General features: G+C 36.1%; 13 protein-coding genes and 1 tRNA gene. 1 reads left to right on the top strand and 13 read right to left on the bottom strand.

Annotated features, from left to right (window positions below):
- Positions 1-373: 373 nt before the first annotated feature.
- The 6 genes from A3GU_RS0108345 to A3GU_RS0108320 all read right to left on the bottom strand — a co-directional run bounded on the left by A3GU_RS0108345 (position 374) and on the right by A3GU_RS0108320 (position 9,567).
- Positions 374-1,255, bottom strand: coding sequence for a class II fructose-bisphosphate aldolase (locus A3GU_RS0108345; RefSeq protein ID WP_018367078.1), 882 nt, complete (start codon positions 1,253-1,255; stop codon positions 374-376).
- Between the two features lie 203 nt (positions 1,256-1,458).
- Positions 1,459-4,194 carry a family 16 glycosylhydrolase gene (locus tag A3GU_RS0108340; RefSeq protein ID WP_018367077.1) on the bottom strand — a complete coding sequence of 912 codons (2,736 nt, stop codon included), beginning with the start codon at positions 4,192-4,194 and terminating at the stop codon, positions 1,459-1,461.
- Between the two features lie 64 nt (positions 4,195-4,258).
- Positions 4,259-6,460: an alpha-galactosidase gene (locus A3GU_RS0108335; protein ID WP_018367076.1), complete on the bottom strand. Its 2,202-nt coding sequence runs from the start codon at positions 6,458-6,460 to the stop codon at positions 4,259-4,261.
- 9 nt (positions 6,461-6,469) lie between these two features.
- A complete protein-coding gene (locus A3GU_RS0108330; protein ID WP_018367075.1) occupies positions 6,470-7,303 on the bottom strand; it encodes a carbohydrate ABC transporter permease in 834 nt (277 codons plus the stop codon).
- Positions 7,304-7,316: 13 nt separating this feature from the next.
- Entirely contained in the window at positions 7,317-8,207 is an 891-nt protein-coding gene (locus A3GU_RS0108325; RefSeq protein ID WP_018367074.1) for a carbohydrate ABC transporter permease, read from the bottom strand.
- A gap of 82 nt (positions 8,208-8,289) precedes the next feature.
- On the bottom strand, positions 8,290-9,567 hold the full coding sequence (locus tag A3GU_RS0108320) for an ABC transporter substrate-binding protein (RefSeq protein WP_018367073.1): 1,278 nt from the start codon (positions 9,565-9,567) through the stop codon (positions 8,290-8,292).
- Between the two features lie 239 nt (positions 9,568-9,806).
- On the opposite strand from A3GU_RS0108320, the gene A3GU_RS0108315 reads away from it, so the two are divergent.
- The gene (locus A3GU_RS0108315; protein WP_018367072.1) at positions 9,807-10,652 is read left to right on the top strand and encodes an AraC family transcriptional regulator; all 846 of its coding nucleotides are present in this window, start codon (positions 9,807-9,809) and stop codon (positions 10,650-10,652) included.
- Positions 10,653-10,812: 160 nt separating this feature from the next.
- Here the strand turns inward: A3GU_RS0108315 and A3GU_RS0108310 are convergent.
- The 7 genes from A3GU_RS0108310 to A3GU_RS0108280 all read right to left on the bottom strand — a co-directional run bounded on the left by A3GU_RS0108310 (position 10,813) and on the right by A3GU_RS0108280 (position 17,405).
- Positions 10,813-10,898, bottom strand: a tRNA-Leu gene (locus A3GU_RS0108310).
- A 53-nt stretch (positions 10,899-10,951) separates the two neighbouring features.
- Positions 10,952-11,878, bottom strand: coding sequence for an alpha/beta hydrolase (locus A3GU_RS0108305; protein WP_018367071.1), 927 nt, complete (start codon positions 11,876-11,878; stop codon positions 10,952-10,954).
- Positions 11,879-11,940: 62 nt separating this feature from the next.
- The gene (lrgB, locus tag A3GU_RS0108300; RefSeq protein WP_018367070.1) at positions 11,941-12,648 is read right to left on the bottom strand and encodes an antiholin-like protein LrgB; all 708 of its coding nucleotides are present in this window, start codon (positions 12,646-12,648) and stop codon (positions 11,941-11,943) included.
- Between the two features lie 11 nt (positions 12,649-12,659).
- On the bottom strand, positions 12,660-13,109 hold the full coding sequence (gene lrgA, locus A3GU_RS0108295; RefSeq protein WP_018367069.1) for an antiholin-like murein hydrolase modulator LrgA: 450 nt from the start codon (positions 13,107-13,109) through the stop codon (positions 12,660-12,662).
- A gap of 129 nt (positions 13,110-13,238) precedes the next feature.
- A complete protein-coding gene (locus A3GU_RS0108290; RefSeq protein ID WP_018367068.1) occupies positions 13,239-13,967 on the bottom strand; it encodes a LytR/AlgR family response regulator transcription factor in 729 nt (242 codons plus the stop codon).
- Positions 13,948-15,723 carry a sensor histidine kinase gene (locus A3GU_RS0108285; protein WP_018367067.1) on the bottom strand — a complete coding sequence of 592 codons (1,776 nt, stop codon included), beginning with the start codon at positions 15,721-15,723 and terminating at the stop codon, positions 13,948-13,950. Before A3GU_RS0108285 ends, A3GU_RS0108290 begins: the two co-directional genes overlap by 20 nt.
- 80 nt (positions 15,724-15,803) lie before the next feature.
- Positions 15,804-17,405, bottom strand: coding sequence for a CTP synthase (locus A3GU_RS0108280; protein ID WP_018367066.1), 1,602 nt, complete (start codon positions 17,403-17,405; stop codon positions 15,804-15,806).
- Positions 17,406-17,514 lie beyond the last annotated feature (109 nt).

Genomic DNA, 17,514 nt, shown 5'->3' with positions numbered 1-17,514 from the left:
CCTTTAAAAGAATAAAAAAGCAAGCTATAAAAGCCTTCGCTGCGATTAGCAAGTTAATAAAATGTATTTTTATACTAATTAGTATGTTTTCATTAATATTATACATCCATTATTTTGTAAATAAATAATTTATTGGTTTGATCCTTAAAAGTAATACTTATTAGTAATAAATCCTTCGAACCAGATGAAATTATAAGTCCCAAATAAAGTAACGAAGACATTCATTTACTCATACTCGAAGATATTGAGCATTTGATGGGAAAATCCCCTTAATAATCACAGATTGTTTCGCAGAGACTTATAATTTATTTGAAAAGTTTAGAAAGCAAAAAAAGATCCGCCCAGGGCGAATCTAGTAAATAAATTTTGTTTATTATGCTTTATGCGCTGATCCGAAGACGTCGATACGTTCTTCAACAGCACCTTGAACAGCTTTGATACCTGGAGCTAAAAACTTACGTGGGTCAAATAATTTTTTACCATCGTATTCAGCTTCATTTGCATCATAGTTACGTGCAAATTCACGAGTTGCATTAGAGAAGGCAATTTGGCTTTCAGTGTTAACATTAACTTTAGCAACACCAAGTTTGATAGCTGCTTGAATTTGATCATCAGGAATACCTGATCCACCGTGCAACACGATTGGGAATCCTGGTACAGCTTCAGCTAATTTTTCTAAGTGAGCAAGGTCAAGCCCTTCCCAGTTTGCTGGGTATGGACCGTGGATGTTACCGATACCAGCTGCTAAGAAATCAATTCCAGTAGCAACCATTGCTTTCGCATCTTCGATTGGTGCAAGTTCACCTTTACCAACGATACCATCTTCTTCACCACCGATTGTACCAACTTCAGCTTCAACAGAAACACCCTTAGCATGAGCTAATTTAACAACTTCAGCTGTTTTTGCAAGGTTTTCTTCAACTGGTAAGTGTGATCCATCAAACATGATTGAAGTATAGCCAACTTCGATACATTCTAAAGCATCTTCATAATGACCGTGGTCAAGGTGAATAGCTACAGGAACTGTAATACCCATTGATTCTACAAGGTTAGAAATTAGTGATTGACATACTTTATAACCACCCATGTATTTTGCAGCACCCATTGATGTTTGGATTAGAACTGGAGCTTTCTTAGCTTCTGCTGCACGCAAAATTGCTTGTGTCCATTCTAAGTTGTTAGTGTTAAATCCACCAACTGCATATCCATTTTCACGAGCTGCTTGTACAAATTTTTCTGCTGAAACGATTGCCATTTGTTAGGCCTCCTCTAATTTTTCAGGGTTAATCCCTCTTTACATTGTTCATTTTAGCACAATTTAATAAATAATTCTAGTGCTTGGTCAGGATAAAGCGTTTTCTAAAAATGATTATTTTTATTGACCGTTGCCTTTAAAATTACTTATGACTACCCAGATTTTTCTTCTAGAGTTGACCAAAGTCTTACAAATCCTAATATTTAACGGGTAAAAGTTACCTTAGCTAACTGAACATCCCAATTGTCAATAGGTTTTATTTGGCCTTTGAGATTTTTGTAAGTTTTATCCTTAAGATTAGGAAAGACTACTTTAACATAACGGCTATCATGACTCAATTGATTAACATCAAAACTAGTTCTTGCATAAGCTGGACTTGCTTCAACAAAATTATCAAGAACTTTTACATTTTCTTTACGCCAGTTTTCCCCATCTACAGAACTATAAACTTCAAAATCAATTGCTTGTCCTACAAGGTGAGCACGAATCGATTGCCCTTTATAGGCTGCTGCTGCATTTGAGTAGCTCTTAGCGTCTTCTAAGGTTTTATAATAAGTCGTAAGATGGATACTTTGTGGCTGATCAATCTTATAAATCAATGCATTTTCTTGACTATTATCACTACTATAGAGTCTACTCTTTTCATAGCGAGGTTGGCCACCATAGTAAAAGTTATTCTTATCTTGGTAGGCTTCTTTACCATCTGAGACAAAAGTCAACTTGCCAACTTGCTTAATAGGATTTAGGTGGTAGCCATCATCTGCTGTATGATCTAGGTTATCAAAGGATACCTTTTTATGGTTCTCTTCCTGGTAAATTCTTATCCAGTCAACCAGATAGTCACTGTCTTGTTTCGTTACATTTTTACTATAATCAACAGGTCCTACCCAACCATCACCAACCTGGGTTTCTAAAATAGGAAACATTGGTCGATTATGCATAGCATCAAGTGTATCTTTACCACGATTAGTTTCAAAGACCTGCTTACCATCAATAAACCACGTAATCTTTTCAGGTGACCATTCTACTTCAAAAATGTGGAAGGCCTGACTCCAAGCCTCATAATTTTTATTAGCTTGACCATGCGAAGCCTTATTTTTATCTAAGATTCCATAATGGTTTGTTGTCCAAATGTCCCAAGGATTTTGACCAAGATACTCCATAATATCAATTTCATCATGACCTGTCTCATCTTGAGCAAGCATCCATATGGCTGGCCAGATTCCTTGAGAGTCATTAACCTTGGCCCGAACAAGAACGCGACCATTTTGGAAAGAATACTTGTCCTTTGCCTCAATACGACCAGATGACCATGTCACCTTCTTATCTAGCTTATCATTAGAATAAGCATCACGCCCGACAGCATCAACTAAGGCTTGACTACTTCCATAATTCTTACTATTAATAGCAAGGTAACTCTCATCTCCTTCTTTCTTAATAGAGACGGCTTTTTTGTTGTAAATAGCTGCATGGTTAACCATGCCATCAATGATATTCCATTTAGACTGATCAACTTGCTCTCCATTGAACTCATCTGACCAAACAAGAGTATTGTACTTGCTTGATCTGTCAGAATAAGTGGGACCTGCTTCATCATAACTGTCACCATAGCCAAGAATTTCAATTTCAGAGTAGGCAGTCGGAGCTCCATCAGCCCTTACTGCTGTAAATCGTACATATTGTGTTTCAATGCCTTCTTCAAGAGGAATGGTGATTATCTCATCTTGATTAACCTTAAGATTGTGCTTATTATAGAGAGTCTTTGAGGATTTTTTGGGATCTGCATCATCATCCACATCTACTCGGAATTGACTGTAGCTACCTGGTTTGACTTTCAAACGTATAGATTTCAAGGTGTAGGCATTTTTAAATTCATATTGGATAAAACTATCCTTTCCAAGACTCTTATTGATTGCATAATTGTCATCAAACTTCCCATCATTAATGTAGTTTAAATGGCTAGGAATTTGCCCATAAACATAAGGAGCTTTTAACTGGGCAAGATTAACTAATTTTTCAGGATCTTGGTCAGTTTTTCCCTTAGGAAGTCTTGCCATGACCTCTATCTCGTTGAATAAGAGTCCATTACTGTAGCCCTTCCAGTTACTATTCGTATTTTGAATATAGTGGCCTTGTCCCCAGATTCTTATATATTGAGCTTTTATAGCTTGTTCTAACTCTATGATTTGAGGCTTTCCCTTAGTATCACTTTTTTCTTCAATATCTGCTTCTGGAAAAATAAGTTTTGCAGCTTCTGGCTTAAACTCTTTGTCTGTTGAAAGTTCTATCTTAACTTTTTTAAAAGTTGATAAAGCATTCTTATAACTATTTCTATAAATATTAAGGCTATTTACCTCAACTTCCTTACCAAAATCATATTGAAGATAAACTGGTTTCCAGCTTGCATAACCATTATCTTCCCCTCCAGTCTCCTTTCCTGCTATGATTTTAGTGTTAGTTTTATCATCTATACCAGTTTCTTTTACACCATCTGTAGCCTTACTAGGATTTTGAATGGCTAAATCAGGGCCGGTTGAGGAATTTGATTCAATCAGACTATCACTGTTTGTGGTTGGTCTTTTTCCTTTGAGAATATTTTTAACTACTGTTTCTGCCTCCTCATCTCCATCAGTAACAGACTTAGCTTGGTCATTAGCTACTAAATTAGCCTTAAGCTCACTTGAAGGACTTGCCTCATGTGACACAGACTGACTATTTTGTCCTTGATTGGCTAAAGACTCTCCTAAGGGTTCCTTATTTTCTCTTTGACTGACTAAGCTTGTTGCTTCTATTTCTGTTGACGAGGGTTTTTGTCTTGCCTCTACCTCTTGAGCTCCAAACAGGCTCATCCCAATAAGGATTGAACACACACCAACACTTAATTTCCGAATGCAGTAACGTTTTTTGGGATCTGCTAAAAAGTTAAAAATGTTTTTCATTCTGATTCTCCTATAATTTATATTCGTAAAATAAGGCAAATAATAAAGACAAGTATTTCTTTTTTTATATTTTTTCTAGATGGTATAAAACTGATGTAAAATCCCTGTAAGCTCCTGCATAATCTTCTTCTTTTATGACGAGGCCAGCATTCATTAAAGCGCTGCCTAAATAAATGTGATTATTTAAGCGATAAGATGCTTCTGCTTCTAAACCTTTTAAGCGGAGCCGTTCATAAGAAGGACCATTGATTTTCAAAAGCCCTCTATAAAGCCCGACAAAGACTTGGCAAGCATCTTCTGAAATCACCTGCCAAGCTGTATCAGAGGTTTCAAAAGGACTTATGAGACGTGTAAAAGCTCCAAATTGAAAGACCCTGCGATAGTTTTTATAAAAGGCAATTTCTTTTTTAATAAGGTCCAATTCTCCCTTATCAAGCTTCCTTAAGTCTAGTTCATAACCAAAGCTACCAAAATAAGCTACCTGAGTTCTAGTAGATAAGGGAGTTACACGAGCAAGTTGTTGGTTAGGTACTTCTGAAACATGGTTACCCATGCTAATGAGAGGGTAAATCAAGCTTGTTCCATACTGAATCTTCAATCGTTCATAAGCATCTGTATCATCACTTGTCCAAGCTTGGGGAGCATAATAAAGCATTCCCGGATCAAACCGTGCTCCTCCACTAGAACAGGATTCAAAAAGAATATGGGGAAATTCACTTGTTAACTGCTCATATAAACGGTAAAGATTAAGAATATAGCGATGGAACAATTCTCCCTGCCTTTCTTTACCAGCATAGGAACTATAAACCTCTGTCATATAGCGATTCATATCCCACTTAATATAGTCAATGTCGTGATTGGTTAGGAGGGTGTGTAATTGCCGGTAAATATTTTGATAAACATCTTCACGAGATAAATCTAAGGTGTATTGATGACGTCCCTGAGTTTGAGAATGAGCAGGATGGTGAAAAATCCAATCTGGGTGCTCCCTATAGAGCTGACTATCCTTATTTACCATCTCTGGTTCAATCCATAAACCAAATAGCATGCCAAGCTCATGTACTTTTTGGCTGATACCTATCAAACCATGAGGTAGCTTATCATAATTAACTGTCCAGTCCCCAAGTCCAGCCCGATCGTGATTTCTTTGCCCAAACCAGCCATCATCCATTACAAACAGTTCTATGCCAAGGTCAGCAGCTTTTTCTGCTAAACTAAAAATAGTCGTTTCATTAAAATCAAAGGTTAAAGCTTCCCAGTTATTAAGAAGAATAGGTCGCTCCTTATCACGCCAAATTCCTCTAGCCAAGCGTTGCCTATAAAGTTGATGGTAAACCTGACTCATACCATTTAACCCTAAATGGCTATAAACCATAACCACTTCAGGAGTTTGAAAACTCTCTCCTTTTTTTAAATACCATTCAAACCCTAGAGGATGAATACCCATGCTAATTCTGGTCTGATCATAGGGAGTAACATCAAGCTGCGCTAAAAAATTCCCACTATAGATAAGGGAAAAGCCCAGAACCTCTCCTTCATCTTCAGTTGCCTGAGGGCGTTTTAGAGCAAGAAAAGGATTATGTTCTGCACTACTTGCCCCTTTTAAACTATAGATAGATTGGCAGCCCTGATGTAGTTTTGAGCACTCAATATGACGCTCACGCCCCCAAGCACCATCTAAATGTAGCCAGTCATAATCCTTATCAGGCAAATCAAGACAAAGACTAAGGGCTCTTTTTAAGCAAATTGGCTTTTCACCCCTTTGAGTGAATCTAGCATTTCTTGTAATAACAGCTCTATTTTCATAAATAGTATAAGTCAAGCAGAGCTCAGTTTCACTAACAGAATCCCTTAGATAAAGTTCCAAACTAGTAGCTTCTTGATCAGACTCCGCATAGGTATGGGGTAAACCAGACAATTTAGGCTTTCCTTTAAAGATAGCATAATCATAGAAAACAAAATGAGAGAGGCGACTGCCGTCATCACTCTTTATTTCAAAAGCAGGCAAAGCCATGTCTCCATTTCCATAAGCAGCATATTCCTGACGCGTATGCTCTAGTGAAAATTCATCATCATCTTCATAGACACAGGCTGTTAAGGGACGCTGTCTTTTTTCTAACAAGTAACTATAGGACATTTTTTCTGATAGTCTTTTGCCATAGTAAAGGTTCCCAACATGACCATTAGGTAAAAGACAGATGACATAGCTCAGTTCATCATTATAAAGATGAAACTCTTTTTCCTTTTTACAATATTTTATTGGCATAGCCTTCTCCTATAACTTCCCACCAGAAGTTGCAATTCCTTGAATAAACTGTTTCTGGAAGATAATATAAATAACAAGCATTGGCCAAATAGCAAGAACACTTGCTGCCATTAGCTGTGGATAATTAACAGCATAAGCTCCCTGTATTTTTGACAGAGCACTAGAAAGAGTTGCTGCATCCGGTTCAGAATTAATGATTAAAGGCCACAAAAGATCTTTAAAAGCAAATAAGGATGTAAAAATCCCTAGGGCAATCAAACCAGGTTTAGCTAAAGGAAGCATAATTTTAAAGAAGGTTTGCCCAATATTACATCCGTCTAGTTTAGCAGCTTCTTCTAGCTCATCTGGTAAACCAATAAAGAATTGACGAAGCAAAAAGGTTCCAAAAGCACTGACTAAACCTGGGAAAACAAGAGCAAAAATAGTATTGCGCATATTGAGTTGATTAACCATTAAATATTGAGGGATAACAAATAATTGTGGTGGCACCATCATCTGGAATAAAACTAAGCCAAATAAGACATTTCTACCTGGAAATTTTAATCGAGCAAAGGCGTAAGCTGCCATAGCACTAAATAAAACAGAGCTAATAATACGCCATAACATCATCATAATGGTATTAAAATAAAGAATAGGAAAATTATTTGTTCTGATAACCTCTGTATAATTGGAAATTTGCCATTGACTTGGGAAAAAGTGGAAAGGCTTCAACTGGGTTGACTCTGTTATGGTTTTAAAAGAAGTTAGTAGCATCCAAACAAAGGGAATAATCATTCCTAAAGCTACAAATATCAAAAATATATGGGCCCATAAATAGGGAAATTTCTTTTTAGTTTTTAACATCTCAATTGCCTTTCTAGTTGTAGTGTACCCATTTCTTTTGGACCTTCATTTGAATTAGGGTAATAATTAAAATAATAAACAAGAGTAACATCACAATAGTTGAACCATAACCTTGATCAGCATATTTAAAAGAATTATTATAAAAAAGGTAAACCAAAGAAACTGTTTTATTATAGGCTGGACTAGTGATAGACTCCATTAGATAAATAGCATCAAATACCTGCATAGCCTGAATAATACTGGTTACCACCACAAAAAATAAGGTGGGGGAAATTAAAGGTAGAGTAATAGAGAAAAACTGTTTGGTCGCACTAGCACCATCAATGGTAGCTGATTCATAAAAATCCTTAGGTATTTCCTGCAAACCAGCTAAAATAAGAATCATACTATAACCCACAGTACTCCAGATACCAATTACAGCAATTGAATAAAGAGCAATAGCAGGGTTTTCAATCCAGTTTATCCCTGGCAAACCTATCTTATGTAAAAGAAAATTTATCAAGCCAAAATCTGTATTGTAAAGCCACTTCCAAACCATAGTGACTGCTGCAGGAGCTGCAACCATAGGGAGGAAAAAAATAGTTCGATAGATATGTTTTCCTTTAATCCTTGAATTTAGCAGAGTTGCTAAAACAAGGGCCAAAACAAGGGTTAAGGGAACAACTAATAGGGTATATTTTAAGGTATTCCAAGTTGCTTGCCAGACTTGTTGGTCTTGGATTAGCCTTTTATAATTATCAAATCCTATAAAAATATCATTTTGACCAAAGTCCCCACTTTTAAAAAAGCTCATCTTTAATGTTTGAAAAATAGGAATAATATTTAAAACCATTAAACCAATAATTGTGGGAGCAACCAGGGCCCACCCCCACAAATACTCATTCCACTTTTTCTTATTTGTCATTTTTCTACCTCATTAACTAAAAAGGGAGATGAGATTGGAAATATTTTCCTTAAAATCCCATCTCCTGACTTTCAGTAATTTCTTATTTTTCTTGTTCTAGGGCCTTGTTCATTGTCTTAGTAATTTTTTTACTAGCTGTCTCCAAAGATTCCTTGCCTAGATAAGCAGGTTTTAATTCTTCATAGGCCTTATCTTCCCACTTACTTGTAGCATTGGAATAAGGGCGGATTTGAGCATAGTCAACCATATCAACAAAATGTTTTATCGCAAAGGTCTTGTTAGAATTTACCCAAACCTTATCTGAACCTTTGTAGGCAGAAATAGCTACACCTAATTCTGCTTGCATATCTTGACCTTCTTTTGATCCTAGATATTCAACCCATTTCCATGAGGCTTCTTTATGTTTTGTCTTAGCAGAGATTGCATTTCCTAGCCCATTAAAGATGGTAGACTGTTTGCCATCATTTGCCTTTGGTAGCACTGCTACATCAAAATTTTCTTTCATATAATCATTTAAAGCAAAAGCACTAAGGTTCCATGAACCAAAATAACCCATAGCTACTTGACCATTTTGCATGACTTCAGCACGTTTTTTATCTTCTGTTACTTCTGGAGATAATTTTTCTTTAACAAAACTTAAGTAGTATTTTAAGGCCTCTACAGTTTTAGGATTATCATAACCTGATTTTTTATCTTTTGTAATAATGGTGCCACCATTTTGATAAACAAAGTTATAATAACCTTCTTGATTATGAAGAGGTGCTAAAAAGCCATATTGACTGCCATCAGGCTTGGTTAATTTTTTAGCATTTTCTTTCAAAGTATCCCAGGTCCATGTCTCATCTGGATAAGAGATTCCTGCTTGATCAAACATTTTTTTATTGTACCAAAGGCCAATGGTATCGTAATCTTTTGGCACTGCATATTGACTGCCTTTAACATTATAGATTTTGCTTAGGCCTTTAGGATAATTGCTGAGCTTAACATCCTTACTTTTTTTAATATAATCATCTAGTGGTAAAAGCATTTTATTTGAGCCGTAGCGATAAATTTCATTTGAGTGCATCCAGAAAGTATCTGGTAAAGAGCCCCCAGTTGCGCCTGCTTCTAGCATTGTCCAATAAGCATCCCAAGAAACAACTTGGATATTAACCTTTATTTTGGGATTTTTTTCTTCAAACTTATCTGCTATTTTTCGAATTCCTGGTTCCTGAGCAGAATCCCAAATGGCATAGGAAATCTCTGTTTTGCCAGATTTACTCTCAGAAGCTTTACTGTCTTTTGTACTCGTATTAGCACAACCAGCTAATAAAGCAAGAGAACTTGCTACTAAGCCCACATAATAGCCAACTTTTTTCATAGATTTACCCCTATTTCTTTAATATAAGAGTCAGAAAAAATAAGCTTATCTAACTCATTGAAACAGATTCATTTTAACAAGTAAGCGCATACATTTGAATACCAATATTTGACTTTATTTATATGATTTTTGGCTTATATTAGCACCTCCCCATATAAAAAGTCACATTTTCATATAAAAATGCTATAATATATATGAGTAAGCGCTTTAATTAATATGCAAAACTTAGAAAGGATTTTATGAATCACAAAGAACTCTATTTATTCAATAATTTATCTTATGTTGATTTATATCCTATCCAATTTGGTAAGGAAGCCTGCACACCCCTTCATTCTTTTGGACCCTCCTTAAAAGAGCACTACCTCTTCCACTACATCGTTTCTGGGCAAGGTACTTTTTATAACACTGAAGAAGAACAGGCTTATCATCTAGAAGCAGGACAAGGATTCCTCATTCCGCCCCACTTAGTATGTAGCTATGAAGCAAATGAGCATAAGCCCTGGACTTATATTTGGATTGAATTTGATGGACTCAAGAGTGACTATTTCTTAAAAGAAGCTGGGCTAGATCGTGATAATTTAATTTTTTCCCAGAAAAAATTTGCTACTGACAGTTCCGTCTATATAGAAGCTATGAATGTTTTAAAGAGTCATAACCAGTCAAGTCCTAAAACCATTGCTCACCTTTATCTTTTTATGGATGCCTTGATTAGCCAATCTCTTAATCATAAAGTGATTTCTCATAGTGAAACAAAAGATTTCTATATTCGCGAGGCCATTAATTTTATTGAACGTAATTTTCAGTCTCATATTACAGTAGAAGAAATTGCCAAGTCTTGCAACCTTAATAGGCACTACTTCTGCCGTCTCTTTAGAGAACAAACCAACAGTTCTCCCCAACAATTTTTAATTCAATACCGTCTGAGTAAGGCCTGTGATCTGTTAAAAAATAGTAGTCTTCATCTCAATGATATTGCTGAGCAGGCAGGCTATTCCAACCAATTTAATTTCTCCGCTGCTTTTAAACGGCAATATGGTATTTCACCTAGCCAGTGGCGTAAAAATAGAAAAAAGATAAGCTCTTAAACTAAAAATCTAGCTCCATAATTATTTAAGAAGCTAGGTTTTTAGTGTTATTTTTACCAAGCAGTAGCTTAATAAAAGCCTAAAAAGATACAAAAAAAGGGCAAAGCCCTCTTTTTGAATCTAGCAAAGAAAAAATGGACCTAAGTCCATTTATAATCTATGCGGAGAGAGGGACTTGAACCCTCACGACCTAAAGCGGTCACAGGATCCTTAGTCCTGCGCGTCTGCCAATTCCGCCATCCCCGCAACTCATCAGCAACATTAATAATTATAGCAATTTCCTTTTTTTCTGTCAATAGCTACTTAGCATATTTTTCTAAAAATGATGCTATTTTTTCTTTATATGTTACTGGGTCTGTTGCAAGAGACTCTGCATGCTTAGCCCCTTTTACGATGAATAATTCTTTTTCTCCAGCAGTAGCCTTATAATTGTGATAAACCATTTCTGTAGGCACAAAATCATCTTTATCCCCATGGATAAATAAGACTGGTAACTTATTTTTTTCAAGTTGTTTAACTGAACTTGCTTCCCCATAACTATAACCAGCTCTTAGCTTTGAAATCGCAGAAACTTCGTATAAGAGAGGAAAGGCTGGAAGATGGTACATCTCTTTAGCTTTATATTTTAATTCATCCCAGACACTATTATAACCACAATCTTCAATAATTGTCTTAACCTGTTCTGGTAGTTTTTCACCACTTGCCATCATAACCGTTGCAGCCCCCATTGATAAACCAAATAAGGAAATTTCTGATTGGGCATTATTTTTTACCAACCACTTGCTCCAAGCAATAAGGTTCAATCGGTCATTCCATCCATAGCCAATAAGATTGCCTTGACTTTCTCCATGGGCTTCATTATCTGGCATGAGGACATTGTATCCTAAATCATAAAAAATCATAGCATAGGATTTCATATTTTCTTTAGAATTGGCAAAGCCGTGGACTACAATAGCTGTTTTATTGGTTTTTGTCTTTGCTGGTAAATACCAGGCAACTTGTTTATAACCACGATTAGTAATGTGATGTTTTTCCACCTTTAAGTGATCAAATGCTTGGTCAGACGCATATAAAGGATCCTCTTTTGAACGTGGGCCATTCTTGATAAAGCTTTTTTCTTCTCTGACCTGAGCTACATGGAAAAAATAAAAGCTAGCGCCAACACTGGCAATAAAAGAAACAACTAACAAGATAAGAAGGTACTTTGATATTCGAACTATTTTCATAAGATAAGTTTACCCTAAAAACCTAAAAAAAGAAAGCCCCTATACTTTCTTTTTTTAGGTTTTTAAAATAGAATACTAGCCATAATAGGCACCACTACTGTTACAATAACACCTACAATAACCAATGCAATAGAGGCCATAGAGGCTTCAACTTCACCCATATCCTTAGCTGCAGAAACACCTAGTGAATGACCTGAAGTTCCTAAGGCTAAGCCTCGTGCAATAGGATTCTTAATCTTAAATAGCTTAACTAAAGGTTTAGCAAGGGCATAAATAATTACAGCGTTTAAAATACAAGCCAAAGAGGTTAACTCAGCAGAACCTCCCAAGGCTACTGAAGTTGGCATAGCAATAGCTGTTGTTGCTACTTGAGGCATCATAGAAGCCGTAACAATTTTACCCAAACCTAGGACTGTTGAGATAAGGAAAATTCCATAAACAGCAAGAACACTACCAAGTGTAATACCACCAATTATTTGAAGCCAGTATTTTTTCAAAACATCACGTCTTTTATAAAGGGGAATAGCAAAGCAGATGGTTGCAGGTTCTAAAAAGAAACTGATAACTTGACCTCCCTTATTGTATTCATTAAAGGAAATCCCTGTTAATTTTAAACATAAAATACCAAGTACCATTGCCATAAATAAGGGAGCAAAGAGGAAGAATCCCCTTGTTTTTTTAAATAAAATTTGTCCAATAAAGAAAGTCCCAATAGATAAGAGTACCCCAAAGATAGGTGACACTTTTAAAATAGATAATAATGTTGCCATAGGTTCCTCCTTTATTTAGCAAATGAATGCTGTGTTGAAATGCCTTTGTTTGCTGCTAATTTTTTTTGCTCAGAAGCTTCTTTTTTAGCAAGAGTAATCTTTTTAGGATTGAAGCTGAGTAGAGCCTGTGTCATATAACCTGTTCCTACCAATAATAAAATCGTTGAAACAAATATTAATAAGATATTAAGAACAAAATGTGCCTTTAATAAATCTAGGGAATTAATAACTGAGATTCCAGCAGGTACAAAGAAGAGACCAATATTATCAACCAAAGCATCTCCAACCTTCTCAACCTGCTCCAATTTAATAATATGAAGGCAAAGAGCTAAGAATAAGAGAACCAAGCCAATAACAGAAGCTGGCATAGTAAAAGGTAAAACAGCTTCAATAACTTTTGATATCAGAACAATAATCCCAATAACCACACTTTGATATATAGTGGAATACATTTTTTTCATCTCAATAACTCCTTTTGCATTGCTTTTGATGGTTTTATTATAAATAAAAAAGAGCCTAAAAAGCTCTTTTTGGTCTAAAACGTTTTCATATAAGTATGAGATGCTTAAAATGCAACTTAAAATACTATTTTATAAGCCTACTTCATCTTTAAATTCTTTAATATAAGATCTAGACACAGGTACCTTACCCCCATTTGACATAGTGACCTGATAGGTTTGATTAAACCAGGGTTGAATTTCCTTAATTTCTTTATGGTTAATAATATAAGAACGATGGACTTTAATAAAAAGCTGTGAATTTAAGTATTTTTCAATTGCTGCTAAGCTTGTCTGACTAGTATAATTACCTGCCTTAGTGTAGACGGTAGTCTCCTTACCCTGTACCTCACAATAAATAATATCTGCAAAGTCTAAGAGATAAATCCGTTCATTTGTCTCAATAGTGAGGCGATTACTATTTTTTTCCTTAGACTGTAAGCTTTTCTCTTTTGATTTAGCATCTAAGACCCTTTTAGCTTTTTGAATTGATTTTTCAATACGCTCTTGTTCAAAAGGCTTTAAAACATAGTCTATGGCATTTACCTCAAAAGCATCTAAGGCATAATTATCATAGGCAGTGGCAAAAATAATTAAGGGAGAATGAGGAATTCTTGCCAATCTTTTGGCTAAGTCTAGCCCGCTTTCTTCTGTTAAATGAATATCTAGAAAAAGAAGGTCCGGCTGATCTGCAAGTATAATTTGAAAGGCATCTTCTATCGAGTCACCTTCATAAATAGCTGTTACTTCATTGGTTTCTTGTAATAAATAGCGAAGCTCCATCCTTGCTAATGGTTCGTCATCAATAATTGCTACTTTCATCCGTTTTCTCCTCAATTAGCTGAAGGGGAATAAAAATCTCAAAAGAAGTCCCCTTATTATCAGAATCAATACTTAGTTTGGCATTATCTCCATAGAGACTGATTAATCTACGATTAAGATTTTCCAGAGCTGATCCTGTACCTCGTTTTGAAGGTACCGTCTCCTTACCTAACTTATCTTTGAGAGATGGGGCAATGCCAAAACCATTATCTCGAACACTAATATGTAGCCGCTTAGAAGGCAGTGCTTCTACCTGAACAGTCACTCGATTGCCTTTTTTACGTCCCAAAAAGGCATGTTTAAGAGCATTTTCAACTAAAATTTGAATAACAAATGGTGGGATAGCTACTTTTTTAAGCTCTGTAGGAACTGTAATAGAAAGGTCATATCGATCTGGAAATCGAGCTTGTTCAATGGTTAAATAAGCCTGTAAATGCCTTAGTTCTTCTTCAACAGAAATGACATTTTGTCTAGTACTATTTATGTTAGCACGGAAATAATGACCTAATTGCAATAAGAGCTCCCGGGCCTTTTCCTTATCAATTCTTATAAGGGATGAAATCGTGTTAATAGCATTAAACAAAAAGTGCGGGTTAACCTGGGCCTGTAAGGACTTAATTTCAGCATCCTTTAAAAGCCCACGTTCTAAATCAATTTGTCCTAATTCAAGTTGAGATGAAAAAATATCACCTAAACCTTTTGCCAGCTGAACTTCTACATGAGTCAGACTATCAGGGTTGGTAAAATAAAGCTTAAAGGTTCCAACAACTTCTTTTTTCACAAACAAGGGAACAACAATCGCGGCAGCTAAAGGACAATTTGGATTTGTACAACCAATATCCGTTTTTTTATTGGCAACATGGATGTCCCCGCTATTGATAACTTCCTTAGATAAATCAGTAATAATTTCCTTTGTGGGAATATGATGATCACTAGCTGCTCCAACATGAGCTAATATAGAATGCTTATTAGTGACACTTACTGCCGAAACCCGCATGAATTTCTTTATTTCATTAGCAGCTTTTTCAGCTGATTCCTGGGTTAAACCCTGACGAAAATAAGGCAAGGTTTTATGAGCTAATTCCAAAACATCATGGGTCTGAATAGCCTTCATACTTTCTTCTTGACGTAGGGTACCTAAAATAATGGATAAAAAGATACCTGTTCCTAAAGCATTGACAAAGGCCATGGGAATAGCAATCGTAAAAATCAAATCAAGGGCCTGCCCCTTATTTGGATGGAAGATAAAGATACAAAGCATCTGGATGACCTCCATCAAGGCACCACAAAGACTTCCTTGCCAAACAGCAGGATAACGATTTTTTTCTAGACTAATTTTCCCTAGAAAGCCAGACAAAAGGCCAATTAAAACAGACGAAATAAAATAGGTATGTGGTGCTATTCCCCCTTGCAGCCAGCGTACTGATCCTGAAATCAAGGCTACAAAGAAGCCGACAAAAGGCCCACCAATTAAACCTGACATCCCAATCGTAAGTGTTCGTGTATTGGCAATTGAAGTATGCCCAGAAAGATTAACCAAACCACCATGGTCAAGATGTGATGAGGGAGATACCAAAATACCAGTAAAATTACTAATAATAGCAAAAATACTAAAGGTTAGAATCAGCACCCATCGCACGCGTAAGGACTTACGGTGGTACATCATCTTTTTATAAAAAGGGCTAATCATTAGAAGATTAGCCAATAAGATAATCAAGCCCACTCTTTCAAGAAGCGGCAAAAATAAAGAAAACATATCAAAACCTCTTATATAAGAGCATATGGCATTAAAAGAGAGCTGCTAAGAGCACTAATTGCCCTTAGCAGAACTTGTTTTTAGACATTCTTAACTGCTGCAGTGACAAAAGCTGTGTACAACTCTTCTGCATGGTTTGGTCTGCTTTGTAATTCTGGATGGTATTGTGCAGCTACAAAGAATTTTTTATCTGGTAATTCAACAATTTCCATTAGACGATTATCTGGTGAAACTCCTGAAAAGACAAATCCAGCCTGCTCAAACTGCTGACGGAAAGCCGTATTAAATTCATAACGATGTCTATGGCGACGTTGTACGACTTCTTGATTATTATAAGCAGCAGCAGCTCTTGACCCTACCTTAAGTTTACATGGGTAAAGTCCTAAACGTAGTGTTCCTCCCATATCTTCAATGTCAATTTGATCACGCATAATATCGATAATAGGATACTTGGTTTCAGAATCAAGTTCAGCTGAGTTTGCCCCTTCAAGATTTAGGACATGGCGAGCAAATTCAACACAGGTTAACTGCATACCTAGGCAAATCCCCAACATAGGAATATCTTGCTCACGCGCATAACGAATGGCTTGAATTTTACCTTCTGTACCACGTTGACCAAAGCCACCAGGAACAATAATCCCATCACTATCAGCTAGTAATTGTGCAACATTTTCTTCTGTCACATCATTAGCATTCACCCACTTAAGGTCAATGGCTGTATCATTTACATAACCTGAGTGTTTCAAAGCTTCTACAACTGACAAATAAGCATCTGGCAATTCAACATACTTACCAACCAAGGCAATTTTTGTTGTTTTTTGAAGGTTCATCACCTTGTCAACCATCTGAGACCATTCTGTCATATCAGCTTTAGGAACATCTAATTTAAGGTGGTCACAAACAATTTGGTCCATTCCTTGGGCTTGTAAGTTAAGTGGGATTTGATAGAGATGTTCAACATCACGAGACTCAATAACAGCTTCTGGTTGGACATCACAAAATTGTGCTAATTTATTCTTAATGCCCTGTTCAACATCTTCTTCTGTACGAATCACCAACATATTAGGTTGAATTCCTAAACCACGTAGCTCTTTAACAGAATGTTGGGTAGGCTTTGTTTTCATTTCCCCAGCTGCTTTAAGGTAAGGTAACAAGGTTGTGTGAATATACATAACATTATCAGATCCGACATCAGCCTTCATTTGGCGAAGAGCTTCTAAAAATGGCAAGCTTTCAATATCACCAACTGTACCACCAACTTCTGTAATGATAACATCAGAATCAGTTGTGGTAGCAGCACGTTTGATTTTTTCTTTCAAGGCATCTGTAATATGTGGAATAACCTGAACTGTAGCTCCTAGATATTCCCCTTTACGCTCTTTACGAAGGACTTCACTATAAATTTTACCTGTTGTAACATTTGAATATTTATTAAGATTAATATCAATAAAACGTTCATAATGACCTAGGTCTAAGTCCGTTTCTGCTCCATCATCCGTAACATAGACTTCTCCGTGTTGGTAAGGGCTCATAGTCCCTGGATCGATATTAATATAAGGGTCAAATTTTTGAATAGTAACTTTAAGACCACGATTTTTTAGCAGACGACCAAGACTTGCTGCTACAATACCTTTACCAATTGAAGAAACAACTCCTCCAGTTACAAAAATATATTTTGTCATTAAAAAACTCCTTTTTCTCAGAACCTATTGTCTGCTATTTTATAAAATGGGATTACAGCTTGTATGCGATAAGAAGCTTTACTTCCCAACCACTTTTAGCAAAGCACAC

The organism is Streptococcus didelphis DSM 15616, from assembly GCF_000380005.1.
In the GTDB taxonomy this organism is placed as follows: Bacteria; Bacillota; Bacilli; order Lactobacillales; family Streptococcaceae; genus Streptococcus; species Streptococcus didelphis.
The sequence above is the reverse complement of the archived record's forward strand: the minus strand, read 5'-3'. Positions and strand labels throughout refer to the sequence as shown.